This is a genomic window from Desulfatiglans anilini DSM 4660 (genome assembly GCF_000422285.1).
Lineage (GTDB): Bacteria > Desulfobacterota > DSM-4660 > Desulfatiglandales > Desulfatiglandaceae > Desulfatiglans > Desulfatiglans anilini.
In genome coordinates this window covers 19,082-32,092 of sequence record NZ_AULM01000015.1, presented here as the reverse complement: position 1 = coordinate 32,092, position 13,011 = coordinate 19,082, and the positions used below count along the sequence as shown (strand labels likewise).

Genomic DNA, 13,011 nt, shown 5'->3' with positions numbered 1-13,011 from the left:
GCGAAATTGAGCATCCGACGGGAGAAGAACATCCATCCCCTGTCGCAGGACACAAATGCCTTGAGGCCAGGTCCATTCTCCAGGCATAAAGGTTGAAGCCGAAGCGGTTATCCACTATGATGGCTCGCGTCTTTTCATGCTGGTTCTGAAGTCCTTTCCCGGGATCTCTCATGAGGTTTTTATGAAAGGCCGCCCGTCCATCATCGTCCTGATCGTGGTTGCATGTTTTTTGGCTGCCGGAGGCTATGCCGCCTATTTTGACTGGTCAAGAAGGCAGGGGGTGCCCGAAGGCCTCCTTCTGGCCAACGGGCGCATCGAGGGGGACCGGGTCACCGTTGCCGGCAAATTCGCCGGCCGCATCCAAACGTTGCTGGTCCATGAAGGCGACTGGGTGGATGCCGGGCAACCCCTTGTCACCCTGGACGACACCCAGATCCGCGCCCGGGTGGATCAGGCCCGGGAGGGGCTGGCCGCCTACGAGGCCAGGATCCTGGCGACCTCGACCGCGCTCGGCGTTTTGAGGCAGGAGGTGCCGCTTTCGATCGAGATGGCCGAGGCGGATCTGGCCCGAGCGACGGGGGCGCTCCAGAAGGCGCAGGCCGCCGAGGCCCAGGCCGAACGGGACGCCAGACGCTTCCGTGAACTGGTGTCCAAGGGGGTGGTCGAGGCACGGAGGAGCGAAGAGGCCGATCTGGCCTGGGAGGCGGCCCGAAGCGACCTGATTTCCGCCGAGGCCTCCCTCATTCAAGCCCGCCAGAAGGCAGCCGACGCACAGCTCGGCTGGGAGCGCATCGCAGCCAAAGAGGACGAGTTGAAGGCCCTGCAGGCGCAGCGCGATCAGGCCCGTGCCGCGCTTGCCGAGGCCGAAAGCGTCCTGGCCGACCTCACCATCACGGCCCCCTCCGACGGCATGATCACCCACCGCATCGTCAACCTCGGCGAAGTGGTCCAGGCCGGCAGCCCGTTGTATGAACTGGTCGATCTGGACAGCCTCTATCTCAAGGTCTACGTCCCGGAGATCCAGATCGGCAAGCTCAGGCTGGACCTGCCGGCCCGCATCTACACGGACGCCTTTCCGGAACAGCCATTCCCCGCGCGCGTCCGATACATCGCCTCGAACGCGGAGTTCACCCCCAAGGAGGTCCAAACCCCCGACGAGCGGGTAAAGCTCGTCTTCGCCGTCAAGCTTTACCTCGATGAAAACCCGGACCATCGCCTCGCCCCGGGCTTGCCGGCCGACGCCATCATCCAGTGGGACCCGGAAACCCCGTGGACCGAGCCGCAGTGGTGATCCTATGCCCGGCGAACCACCCGTCATCCGCGTCGAGTCCATCGAAAAGGCCTACGGCAGGACCCGCGCCCTTCGTGGAGTGAGCCTCGAGGTCCGCAGCGGAGAGATCTACGGGCTGATCGGCCCGGACGGCTCCGGCAAAAGCACGCTCATGAAGGTGCTCGCCGGCGTGCTGACCTTCGATGCCGGCGAGGTCCAGGTCTTCGGGACGGCCCTTGACAGCGAGCGGGCGGCCGAGCGCATCAAGGGGCGGATCGGCTTAATGCCGCAGGGCCTGGGTCTCAACCTGTATCCCGAACTCTCGGTCGAGGAGAACATCGATTTCTTCGCCCGCCTCCGGCTGCTTCCGGAAAGAGAGCTTGCCGAACGGAAAGACGCACTCCTCGCGATGACGCGCCTGAAGCCTTTCCGCGGGCGGCCGATGAAGAACCTTTCGGGAGGCATGAAACAGAAGCTAGGGCTCGTCTGCACCCTGATCCACGAACCGGAACTGGTGATCCTCGACGAACCTACGACAGGCGTCGACCCGGTCTCGAGGCGCGACTTCTGGGCCATCCTGGCGCGCATCCTGCGCGACCGCGGCATCACGGCCCTCGTTTCGACGGCCTACATGGACGAGGCCGCCCGGTTTCAACGCAGCTCCCTTTTCTACGGAGGGGAGGTCCTGGCCGAAGGGGCAACCGCCGAAATGACCCGGCTCGTCCCCGGCACCCAGGTGAACATCCGGCCCACGGGGCGCCCCCTCGAGGCCTTGAGCCGCCTGCGCCGCTCATTTTCGCAGGTCCAGGCCATCGGGCCGTGGTTCAAGGTATTCGTCGAGCAGGAAGCGCACCAGGACGCCGAGGAAAGGGTCCTGCGGGCGTTGGATGGGCTGGAGATCGAGGAGCTTTATTCCTTGGACCCCGAATTGGAGGATGTCTTCATCGCCCTGCTCAACCGCCGGGAAAAGGGTCTGCCGGCGGCCGAGGAGAAAGCTCCGTCTGCGCCCTCCTCCGCAGCCGGCCGAGAGGCGGCCGGCAACGCCATCGAGGCCCGTGAGCTCGTCCGGGACTTCGGCGCCTTCCGGGCGGTGGACCGGGTCAGCTTCACCGTCGCCCAGGGAGAGGTCTTCGGCCTGCTCGGGGCCAACGGCGCCGGCAAGACCACCGTCATCAAGATGCTCACGGGCATCCTGCCCCCGACCGCCGGCGAGGGCCTCGTGGCCGGGGCGGACATGCGGAGGGCCGGCAGGACCATCAAGGAGCGCATCGGCTACATGTCGCAGGCCTTTTCGCTCTACCAGGACCTGACCGTCATCGAAAACATCCGGCTCTACGCAGGGATCTACGGCCTCGGCCGCGGCCTGGCCAGGGAGCGCGCCGCCTGGATCCTGAACCTGGCCGGGCTCGAAGGACGCGAGCACGACCAGGCAGGCCGGCTTCCGATGGGCCTGCGCCAGCGGCTGGCCCTCGGCTGCGCCCTGGTGCATCGGCCCCGGATCCTCTTCCTGGACGAGCCGACGAGCGGGGTGGACCCGGTCGGCCGCCGCCGCTTCTGGGACGTCCTCTTCAAACTCTCGCGCGAAGACCGGGTCACGATCCTCGTCACCACCCATTACATGAGCGAGGCGGAGCACTGCGACCACCTGGCGTTGATGTACGCAGGCCGGATCGTCGCCGATGCCGGTCCGGCCGAGATGAAGCAGTCGGTCGAGGCCGAGGCGGGCAAGCTGATCGAAGTCCTGACCCCGAAGCCTTTGACGGCCATGGGCCTGCTCGAAGAGGCCGGATTCGAGGGGGTGGCCCTTTTCGGCAACGCCATCCACCTCCTGAGCCCCGACCCGGCCGATAGCGAGACACGGATCCGGGGTGCCCTGGATGCCGGGGGCGTCGCCCTCCAGCGGATCGTGACCCGCCCGCTCAGCATGGAGGACGTCTTCGTGCACCGGGTGCTGAGCCTCGAGCGGGAGGAGCGCCGGACCCCATGAAATGGAAGCGCGTCTTCATCGTCGCCCAGAAGGAGTGGCGCGAGATCCTGCGCGACCGCCTTTTTTTCACCCTCGCCTTCGTGGTGCCGGGGGTCCTCATGCTGCTCTTCGGATACGGGATCTCGCTCGACGTAGAGAACCTTCCCTTCGCCGTCGTCGACCACGACCGCTCACGCCTGAGCCGCGATTACGCCTACCGATTCATCGAGTCGCGTTATTTCGATTTCAAGGGATACCTCGACGACGAGCGCGGCATCGACCCCCTGCTCAGCGACAACGTCATCCGCGCAGCCGTCATCATCCCCGAGCATTTCGAAAAGAGGCTTCTGGCAGGACGTCCGGCCGCCGTGCAGACCCTCATCGACGGGACCTTCCCGTCACGCGCCCAGACTACCAAGAGCTACGTCACGGCCATCAACAACGCCGTCACCATGGAGTTGGTCTCGCGGCACCTGGCCGAACAGGATGGAAAGGACAGGGACCGGGCGCGTGAGATGCTCCAGCCGGTGGGGCTGCAGATCCGGTATCTTTACAATCAGAGCGCCAAGAGCATCTGGTCGATCGCGCCGAGCCTCCTGATGGTCATCCTCATGATCGCGCCGCCTTTCCTGACCGCCATCGGCGTCGTGCGGGAGAAGGAAAACGGCTCCATCTACAATATCTACGCCTCCACGGTCAGCCGCGGGGAGTTCCTGATCGGGAAGCTGGCCCCCTACGTCATCATCTCGACGCTCAACATGACGCTCCTCTGGGTCCTGGCGGTCCAGCTCTACGGGGCACCCTTCAAGGGGCAGCTCGGATTCTTCCTGCCCGCCTCCGTCCTCTATCTCCTGTGCACGACCGGGATCGGGCTCCTGATCTCCGTCTTCGTGAGGACCCAGATCGCCGCCATCATCGTGACCGTCATCCTGACCCTGGTGCCCGCCGTCCTGTATTCGGGGTTTCTGATCCCCATCGCCTCCCTCTCGGGCCAGGCCAAGATCACCGCCCACCTGATCCCGGCCATGTATTACACCAATATCGCGGTAGGAAGCTTCCTGAAGGGCATCGGTCTCGAGGTCCTGTGGGGTGATCTCCTGGTGCTTGCGGTCTACGCCCTGATCGTCTTTTCTGCTGGCTTCATCCTGTTCAGCAAGAGGCCGAAGGCATGAGCGGACACACCCGAAGCATTTCGTCTTCCCCAAGGGTCTGGTTTCAGCGCGTCGCATCCCTGACCGTGAAGGAGCTGCGACAGCTCTACCGCGACCCGATCCTCATGCTCTTCATCCTTTACGCCTTCACCCTGGACATCTATCTGGCCGGGTCGGGCGTCAGCCTGGAGCTGAAGCAGGCGCGCCTCTTCGTGCAGGACCACGACCGCTCGACCGCCTCCCGCGAACTGATCCACCGCTTCCGCCCGCCCTATTTCCGCTTCATGGGGGAAACCGCGGACGAGCGGGGCGGAATCGCTCTTCTCGACCGGGGCGAGGCGATGCTGGTGCTCGACATTCCTGAGCACTTCGAAAAGCGGCTGCTCGAAGACGAATCAGCCGATGTCCTCCTCCTGGTGGACACCACCAACTCCGTGCTGGGTTTCCTGGCCTCATCGTATGCGTCGGAAATCGTCAGCGGGTACGGGATGGAGGTCGGCATGCGGCGCGCGGGGCTCGGGGAGGACGCCCTCGAACGGATGCCGCTGATCGAAAACCAGACGCGCGTCTGGTTCAACCCTAACCAGAACAACACCTGGTTCATGTCCCTGACCGAGCTCCTGAACATCATCACCGTGCTGGTCGTGCTGCTCCCGGCCGCCGCCCTCGTGCGGGAAAAGGAGCGGGGCACGATCGAGCAGCTCCTCGTCTCGCCCCTCAGCTCCTTCCAGATCGTGCTGCCCAAGATCGCGGCGATGTCGGCGGTGATCCTCGCCGGCACCGCCCTCTGCCTCTTCTCCGTCCTCGGGGCCGTCTTCCATCTCCCCTTCCGGGGGAGCCTGCTCTTTTTCTTCGCCGTGACGGCGCTCTATGTCTTCACCACCGCCGGCCTCGGAGTTCTCGCCGCCACCTTCGCCCGGAACATGGCCCAGGTCGGCATGCTGACCGTGCTGATGGTGGCCCCGATGCTCTTTCTATCCGGCAACTGGACCCCTCCCGAGGCCATGAACCGTGTGATGGTGTTCTTCATGACCCTTTCCCCGCTGCACTATTTCATCGACGCGAGCTTCGGCATCCTCCTCAAGGGCGCCGGCCTGAAGCTCCTCTGGGACGACATCCTCGCCATGGCGCTCATCGGCGCCACGGTGTTCGGCATCGGTCTGTGGCGCTTCCGGCGGCAGTTTCATTGATGTTTTGAGGAATGCGCCGGACCGCTCCCTGAGGTTCCTCGGGTGCACCCTTCTTGCAGACCGCCTATTTTCTAAAGGAAGCGTCCATCCGGAAATGATTTCCCGCTAGAGCCCAGTTTCCAATCCAGAAAGGAGGCTTTTTAAGCAATATCAAGGGAATCCCACGCTTGCGCGGAGGCGACCTGGAGGTCGCCGCGGTCGTGACGGATGATCGTTCCCGAGCACCGGATGTGAAACCGGCCTCAACGGCCCGTACAGGCCAGTCCGGGGGGCGCCTGAAAAACGCCGCTGTTCTGAAGCGATTGAAAAGTTGAATCATCTGCGCTAGAATTTCATAGAATGCTCAAAGGGCACGTTTAGAAAACCGCCCGGTTGAGCAGCCTCCGTGTGTCTGTTAGGCGTAAGGCGATCCCTGCGGCACTATCGGTCGCCGGGCTAACAGCGGGAGGCTTTTTCACCCCTGACACCGGGGAAACATCCAACCCTAGTGCTTCAACAGGTGTTATGATGGAAACGATCCAGACCGACCCTTTCGCCATCAAAGACTGCGCGCTGATCGCCATCGCCACCGGAGAAAAAGCCCGGAATCTGCGTGAATTAAGAGAGATCATCGAACGTATCGACCCTGCAAGCATCTATTACCACTTCTGGGGCGGGCTTCTCCGTCCCCGTTTCGATGACCCGGAATACCACAACGATTTCGCCATCTGGGTGTATCGGAGCCTCCACAACAAGGCCCTCGCCGAACGTCTGGCAGTCATCGATCCGGCTGCATTCGACACGATCGAGAATCTGCGCGCGGAACTCTTAGACATCATGGAAGACGCCCTCTACCAGACCGATACGCCTGCCTGGGCGGAGAGGGATCGCCAGTTCGAGTTCATCCGCTCGCAAATCGTGGTCTTCAACCCGAACGTCCAGGTAACCGATGCGGCGATGCTGACGCGGGTGCTGCCGACAATATCGCTCGGGAGCATCTTCTTTCATTTCATCGATGCAAGACAGCGCAACCGGAACCATCTGGACGACTTCCGCTTCTGGCTCCGCTCGCAGGGAGATTCCTACGAGCCGCTGTGTGACGCCATCGCACGGATCGACCCCTATTTCTCATCCCTTTCAGACCTGCGTATGGAACTGCTGAAGTCTTTCGTTTCCCACTTTTCCGGAGAGCAGAGGCCTTAGAATGAATGGATTCTCGACTATGCTCGCGCAATATGCCGAGATCACCGGCCAGGATGTGGTGGGGCATCTCTATCAACTCGCCGCCCCGCTCAAGGGAATGCGCCTTGTGCACATCAATTCCACGCGCCTCGGGGGAGGCGTGGCGGAGATTCTGCACAAAATGGTCCCCCTCATGAATGAACTCGGCATCGAGACGCATTGGGAGGTCATCAGCGGGGGCCAGGATTTCTACGAATGCACGAAGGCCTTCCACAACGGCATGCAGGGCAGGCAGGTTTCCATACCCGATTTCCATTTCAAGGCATACGAGTCGGCCAACGCTGAAGCAGCTGAAAATTTGAGGGGCATCCTCGAAGAAGCGGATATCGTCATCGTTCATGACCCGCAACCTGCGGCGCTGATCCGCCACTATCCGCGCCGGAAAAACAAGTGGCTTTGGCGCTGTCATATCGATGCCAGTCACCCCTCCCGCGCGGTCTGGAAATACCTCTACGAACATGTCAGGCATTACGATGCCAGCGTTTTTTCCCTCGCGGCCTTCGCGCGGCGGCTTCCCCATTCCATCTATTTGATCCCGCCGAGCATCGACCCCCTGCACGAAAAGAACGTCGACCTCGAGTTGGAAGAGGTCGCGGAGGTCCGAGCGCGATTCGGTATCGACCCAGAGCGCCCCACTGTCGTTCAGATTTCGCGCTACGACCGCTTCAAAGACCCCGTAGGAGTCATCGAGGCCTATCGAATGGCGAAGCGCTTCGTGCCTGGCATCCAGTTGGTTCTCGCAGGCGGCGGCGCCTCGGACGACCCCGAAGGAGAGGCCGTTTTGGAGGAAGTGCGCAGAGCCGCAGACCACGATCCCGACATCCATGTACTTCTGCTGCCGCCCGACGCCCATCGGACCATCAACGCCCTTCAGCGGGCCGCGGACATCGTGATCCAAAAATCAGTCAAGGAAGGGTTCGGGCTGACCGTAACGGAGGGGATGTGGAAGGAAAAACCCGTCATCGGAGGCGACACGGGCGGCATCCGGATCCAGGTGATCGACCACCACACCGGATTTCTGGTCAACACCCCGGAGGGGGCGGCCTTGCGGATCCGGTATTTGTTCCACAAGCCTGAGGAAATGCGCAGGATCGGCGCAAAAGCGAAGGCATTCGTGCGGGAAAACTTTCTGATCACCCGGCACCTGCGGGAATACTTGACCATGATCTTCGGAATCCTGCACGGTCAGAGAGACCGGATCGAGCTCTCTTAAAAATCCGCACTCCAGGGGGCGGACCTGACCACACTCGCCCATCCTCCTAGGACACTGCCGCTCTCCGGTTCCCGCGAGGCAGACGTCCGGGTCTCGATCGAGAACGCCCTCACCCCCTCTCCGGCTCCATTTGAACAGCTCACTTCCGGGAGGGGGACTGCTTGTCCTCCTCGCACAAAAGACCAACAGGGAAAAGCCGCAGAAGGTCTGCCACCCGCCGTTCGCCCCCTTCGAAACGGGCATCGGAAAAGGCATCCCGCCAGCGCCCCGGTGGAAGCGCGAGGCTCGTATCCCCCCACTCTCCGCCGCCTTTCAAGGGGAAGCGCGGCGCAACAACGACAACCTTTCCGGCGCGGGAGAAGGCTACAACCGCTTCGGCCTTCCGCCCGCAGGCGTAGAGCGGTGCGTAGTCCTGGGAAAGGAAGAACGCCTCCCGCCGCTTCCTGAGTTCCAGCGTCTTCTGGATCAACCACAACTTGGGAAGCCCCTCGTCCATCCGCGCAAGCACATCAGCCGGGCCGAGTTCTTTTAACTCCGACAGCAGCCGCTGTCTCAATGAAAAATCGACGGGGCGGCGGTTGTCCGGATCGACCAGACTGTGATCCCAGAGTTCACTCCCCTGATAGAGATCCGGCACCCCGGGCGCCGTCAGTTTGATGAGCATCTGCGATAGGGAATTCAATCTCCCGGGCAGGACAAGCTTTTGAACGAAGTCCTCGATCTTCGAATGAAAGGCCTCGTTCTGCATGATCAGCTGAACGAAACGATCCAAACCGGCCTCGTACTCCCGCACCGGTTTCGTCCAGGAGGTATGCGTCTTGGCCTCGCGGGCGGCCTTCAACGCGAAGGTCCTGACGCGCTTCGGTTCGATAGGCCAGGCCCCCACAAGGGTTTGGTAGAGGAGGTACTCGAAATTCCGATCAGGAATACCGGCGCGCCTGTAACGCTCATTTTCAAGCGACCAGGCCCGCACTGCCCTACCCCAATCCGCCGGAATCTCGGAGAGGAGGGCCAGCCGCGCGCGCACGTCTTCGCTCCGCTTGGTGTCGTGGGTCGAGGTGGAGAGCATGCCATGAGGCTCACGCCGCACCTTCTCCAGCATCGCCTCATGGAACGCCTGCAGCGAAACCCCGAAGGCGGCGGGGTCCCCCCCTACCTCGTTCAGCCCGATCAGCCGGTTGTAACAGTAAAAGGTCGTATCCTCGAGCCCCTTGGCCGCCACAGGCCCAGTCACCTGCTGGAAACGCAGGACGAACTCCGCCTCTGCCTCACCGCGGACCTCCATCAGCAGAATCTTCCCGATAAACCCGAAGAGGTCCGTTTCGATCTCGGCCCTGTTCTCCGATGCCCTCTCGACAGCCTCCACGATGACGGCACGGTCTTGCTCCCGGACAGGACCCTCACCGGGGCGCACGTAGGTCCGGTACACATCGAAACAGGCCATGATCTCACGCAAAGCGCCCTGGATATCGTGGCGCGTGTAGTCCCGGTAGCGCCGGTGGCGCTCGCAGATCTGCACCAGCTGCTCGGTGAGGCGGTTCACTTCGCTCCCGAAGAGCTCGGCCAGGACCTGGCGCTTTTTCTCCAGGGCTATGGCCGCGTATTCGCTCCGTTCACCGCAGAAATCCGCATAAAACGCCGAGAGCGGTTCCTTTCCCGCAGAGTGGACGAACAGGCCGCCCAGCAGGTTCAGGAAGTCATAGCCTGTCGTCCCGGCGGCATCCCACCCGTCCGGCAGACGTTCGCCCGGCTGGAGGATCTTCTCGACCACGATCCAGGCATGGGGAGCCGCTCTTCGCAGGCGCGTGAGATATTCCCCGGGATCCCGCAGGCCATCCGGATGATCGATCCGCAGGCCGTCCAGACTGCCGTCCCGAACCCACTCGAGGATCCTGGCATGCGTCTCTAGGAATACCTGTTCGAATTCGATGCGCAGGCCCGCCAGAGCGGCGATGTCGAAGAACCGCCGGTAGCCGAGTTCATGCGCTCCCGCTCGCCAATAAGCCAATCTGTAATTCTGCTGGTCCAGGAAAAAATCCAGCCGGTCGATCGACCGGTTCTCTTCTTCGACCACCTCGTCGAGTGCCCGCGCGCACGCAGGCGCCCGCTCGAGCAGTTCGGAAAGCTGCCCGCCGATGACCCTCCTGTCGCGCTGGCGGCGCCGGATGCTCGCAGCGTCGGTGGAAGTGGGGAGCGGCAGGGCGGACAAGGCCTCGGAAAAAAAGGCCAGTTCGTCCGACGACGCCCTCTCGGCAGCCTCGGCCAACAACGCGGAAAGCGAGCGGGGCGCCACCGGCAGCCGGTGCCCGGCATACTGGATCACGAATCGCGCCCCCTCTCGCAGCACCCTGACCTTCCCCGCCTCGATGACCCTGCCGTAATGGTCTTCCAGGATCGGCAGCAGGATCTTGTTGGCCAGGCGGTCCTCCGGGGGGTTCCAGTCCACGTCGAAATAAGCGGCGTAAGGGCTCGACGGACCATTTTCGAGGACATCCCACCACCAGCGGTTTTCAGGGGTCCCGACAGCCATGTGGTTCGGGACGATGTCGAGCACCATTCCCAGTCCGCGCCTGGCGAGCGCTTCGCACAGCACCCTTCGCCCTGCTTCTCCGCCGAGTTCCTCGTTGACGCGCGAATGATCCACCACATCGTAGCCGTGGGTGCTCCCTTTGACCGCCTTCAAACAGGGCGAACTGTATAAATGGCTGATTCCGAGCGCCTCGAGATAGTCGCTCAAACCCGCCGCATCGTAAAACGTGAACCCCGAATGAAACTGCATGCGGTAGGTCGCTCTGGGAATCTTCTTCATTCCGTCCGACCTCATTTTTCCGTCACACCCTCATCAGCAAGAGAACGGTCCGCTCCCCGATCCGTACCTCCTCCAAAGCCCCGTAGACCTTCTCGTACTCCCGCCTCCCGGTCCCAGAGGCCAAGCCCCATCCTTCCCCCGTCTCGAGCACCGGGCGCCAGCGTTCACCCCACTCCGGACCCGGCAATTTAAAGGAAAGCGCCTCCTGATGGGCATTGAAAAGAATCAAGAAGCTGTCGTCCACCACCCTTTCTCCATAGGCATCCGGATAGAGGATGGCATCCCCGTTCAGAAAGACGCTCAACGCCTTTACCGAGGCGCTGTGCCAGGCCTCCTCCGTCATTTGTTCGCCGCCTGGGGCAAACCACCCGATATCGTGCACTTCGCTCCCGTGGATGGCGCGCCCCAAAAACCAGCCCCTTCTCCTGAAAACCGGGTGATCCTTCCGCAGCGCGATGAGTTTTCGTACGAAGGCAAGGAAGTCCTCGTCCAGTTCCTCCCAGTTGAACCAGGACAGGGGGTTGTCCTGACAATAGACATTGTTGTTTCCATTCTGCGTTCGCCCGGCCTCATCCCCGTGCAGAAGCATCGGAATGCCCTGAGAGAAGAACAACGTGGCCAAAAGGTTTCGTTTCTGCCGCCCCCGCAGTGCCAGAATCGACGGGTCGGCGGTGGGTCCTTCCACCCCGCAGTTCCACGAACGGTTGTGGTTTTCTCCGTCTCTGCTCTCCTCCCCGTTCGCTTCATTGTGCTTTTCGTTGTAGCTCACCAGATCCTGCAAGGTGAACCCATCGTGCGCTGTAATGAAATTGATGCTGGCGTAAGGCCTGCGCCCGTTCCTCTCATAAAGATCGGAACTTCCGGTCAGACGATAAGCGAACCCGGCAAGCGCCTGGTCTTCGCCGAGCCAGAAGCTCCGGATGCAGTCGCGGTACTTGCCGTTCCATTCGGACCAAAGAGGTGGGAAGTTCCCCACCTGATACCCCCCCTCGCCTACATCCCATGGCTCCGCGATCAGTTTGACCTGGCTCACTACGGGATCCTGCTGGATCAGGTCGAAAAATGCCGAAAGGCGGTCGACATCGTGAAGCTCCCGGGCAAGAGCCGCCGCCAGATCGAAGCGGAAGCCGTCGACATGCATCTCGAGCACCCAGTAACGGAGTGAATCCATGATCAACTGCAGCACATGAGGATGCCGCATGTTGAGGGTGTTGCCGGTCCCGGTATAATCCATGTAGTACCGGGGATCCCCTTCCACCAGACGGTAATAGGCTGCATTGTCGATCCCTTTGAAAGAAAGCACCGGACCAAGATGATTTCCTTCGGCGGTGTGGTTGTAAACGACATCCAGGATCACTTCGATGCCGGCCTGGTGCAGCATCTTGACCATCTGCTTGAACTCGGGGACCTGCTCCCCCAAGCGCCCCTTCGCTGCATATTCGTTGTGCGGGGCCAGATAGGCGATGGAGTTGTACCCCCAATAGTTCCGGAGACCCTTTTCGACCAGATGGGCATCGTGGATGAACTGGTGTACGGGCATCAATTCGACGGCCGTAACCCCGAGTTCCAGGAGGTAGTCCAGCACCAGAGGGTGGCTCAAGCCGGAAAAGGTGCCGCGGATCTCGGGAGGGATACCCGGGTGGCGGGCGGTGAAACCTTTCACGTGCACCTCATAGATGACGGTCTCGTGAAGGGGCCTGCGAAGCGGACGGTCGTTGCCCCAATCGAAATAGGGGTTGACCACCACCGATTTCGGCACATACGGTGCGCTGTCCGCAGTGTTGGCCGGCCCCTCGGGGTCGTTGAAACAATGCTGGAAAACCGCCTCGTTCCAATCCACCAGCCCATCGACGGCCTTGGAGTAAGGATCCAGCAGGAGCTTGCCGGGGTTGCAGCGATGACCAGCCTCCGGATTCCAGGGTCCGTGGACCCGGTAACCGTAACGCTGCCCGGGGGCGATATCCGGAAGGTACCCGTGCCAGCAAAAGGCCGTCCGCTCCGCCAGGTCGACCCGCGCCTCCCTGCCCTGCTCGTCGAAAAGGCACAGCTCGACCCTTTCGGCCGCCTCGGAAAAGAGCGAAAAATTGGTGCCCACTCCATCATAAGTAGCCCCCAACGGGTACGCCTCTCCGGGCCACACATTCAGATCCATGTCAGCTTTCCTCCCTCTGCACCGATTCCATCCTCCAAC

8 protein-coding genes are annotated in these 13,011 nt (G+C 62.1%); 6 read left to right on the top strand and 2 right to left on the bottom strand.

Features of this window, described 5'->3' with window-relative positions; translation table 11 throughout:
* The first annotated feature begins 181 nt into the window (after positions 1–181).
* The 6 genes from H567_RS0111880 to H567_RS0111850 all read left to right on the top strand — a co-directional run bounded on the left by H567_RS0111880 (position 182) and on the right by H567_RS0111850 (position 8,011).
* Entirely contained in the window at positions 182–1,291 is a 1,110-nt protein-coding gene (locus tag H567_RS0111880; protein ID WP_028321568.1) for an HlyD family secretion protein, read from the top strand.
* A 4-nt stretch (positions 1,292–1,295) separates the two neighbouring features.
* Positions 1,296–3,257, top strand: coding sequence for an ATP-binding cassette domain-containing protein (locus H567_RS0111875; RefSeq protein WP_028321567.1), 1,962 nt, complete (start codon positions 1,296–1,298; stop codon positions 3,255–3,257).
* Positions 3,254–4,408, top strand: coding sequence for an ABC transporter permease (locus H567_RS0111870; protein ID WP_028321566.1), 1,155 nt, complete (start codon positions 3,254–3,256; stop codon positions 4,406–4,408). Before H567_RS0111875 ends, H567_RS0111870 begins: the two co-directional genes overlap by 4 nt.
* Positions 4,405–5,577 (top strand): ABC transporter permease, encoded by a 1,173-nt coding sequence (locus tag H567_RS0111865; protein ID WP_035254226.1) that lies wholly within the window; start codon positions 4,405–4,407, stop codon positions 5,575–5,577. Before H567_RS0111870 ends, H567_RS0111865 begins: the two co-directional genes overlap by 4 nt.
* 504 nt (positions 5,578–6,081) lie before the next feature.
* The gene (locus tag H567_RS0111855) at positions 6,082–6,759 is read left to right on the top strand and encodes a DUF5752 family protein (RefSeq protein WP_153306158.1); all 678 of its coding nucleotides are present in this window, start codon (positions 6,082–6,084) and stop codon (positions 6,757–6,759) included.
* A gap of 1 nt (position 6,760) precedes the next feature.
* Positions 6,761–8,011 carry a glycosyltransferase gene (locus tag H567_RS0111850; RefSeq protein WP_028321563.1) on the top strand — a complete coding sequence of 417 codons (1,251 nt, stop codon included), beginning with the start codon at positions 6,761–6,763 and terminating at the stop codon, positions 8,009–8,011.
* 139 nt (positions 8,012–8,150) lie between these two features.
* Here the strand turns inward: H567_RS0111850 and treY are convergent, their stop codons facing one another.
* Together treY and glgX are read right to left on the bottom strand one after the other, a co-directional pair.
* Positions 8,151–10,820 (bottom strand): malto-oligosyltrehalose synthase, encoded by a 2,670-nt coding sequence (gene treY, locus H567_RS0111845; RefSeq protein WP_028321562.1) that lies wholly within the window; start codon positions 10,818–10,820, stop codon positions 8,151–8,153.
* 22 nt (positions 10,821–10,842) lie between these two features.
* Positions 10,843–12,972 (bottom strand): glycogen debranching protein GlgX, encoded by a 2,130-nt coding sequence (gene glgX, locus H567_RS24590; RefSeq protein ID WP_084517211.1) that lies wholly within the window; start codon positions 12,970–12,972, stop codon positions 10,843–10,845.
* Positions 12,973–13,011 lie beyond the last annotated feature (39 nt).

Excerpts from the sequence above, each read along its gene's own strand:
- H567_RS0111850 (WP_028321563.1), top strand. The coding sequence starts at position 6,761 with ATGAATGGATTCTCGACTATGCTCGCGCAATATGCCGAGATCACCGGC.
- H567_RS0111875 (WP_028321567.1), top strand. The coding sequence starts at position 1,296 with ATGCCCGGCGAACCACCCGTCATCCGCGTCGAGTCCATCGAAAAGGCC.
- H567_RS0111865 (WP_035254226.1), top strand. The coding sequence starts at position 4,405 with ATGAGCGGACACACCCGAAGCATTTCGTCTTCCCCAAGGGTCTGGTTT.
- glgX (WP_084517211.1), bottom strand. The coding sequence starts at position 12,972 with ATGGATCTGAATGTGTGGCCCGGAGAGGCGTACCCGTTGGGGGCTACT.
- H567_RS0111855 (WP_153306158.1), top strand. The coding sequence starts at position 6,082 with ATGATGGAAACGATCCAGACCGACCCTTTCGCCATCAAAGACTGCGCG.
- H567_RS0111870 (WP_028321566.1), top strand. The coding sequence starts at position 3,254 with ATGAAATGGAAGCGCGTCTTCATCGTCGCCCAGAAGGAGTGGCGCGAG.
- treY (WP_028321562.1), bottom strand. The coding sequence starts at position 10,820 with ATGAAGAAGATTCCCAGAGCGACCTACCGCATGCAGTTTCATTCGGGG.
- H567_RS0111880 (WP_028321568.1), top strand. The coding sequence starts at position 182 with ATGAAAGGCCGCCCGTCCATCATCGTCCTGATCGTGGTTGCATGTTTT.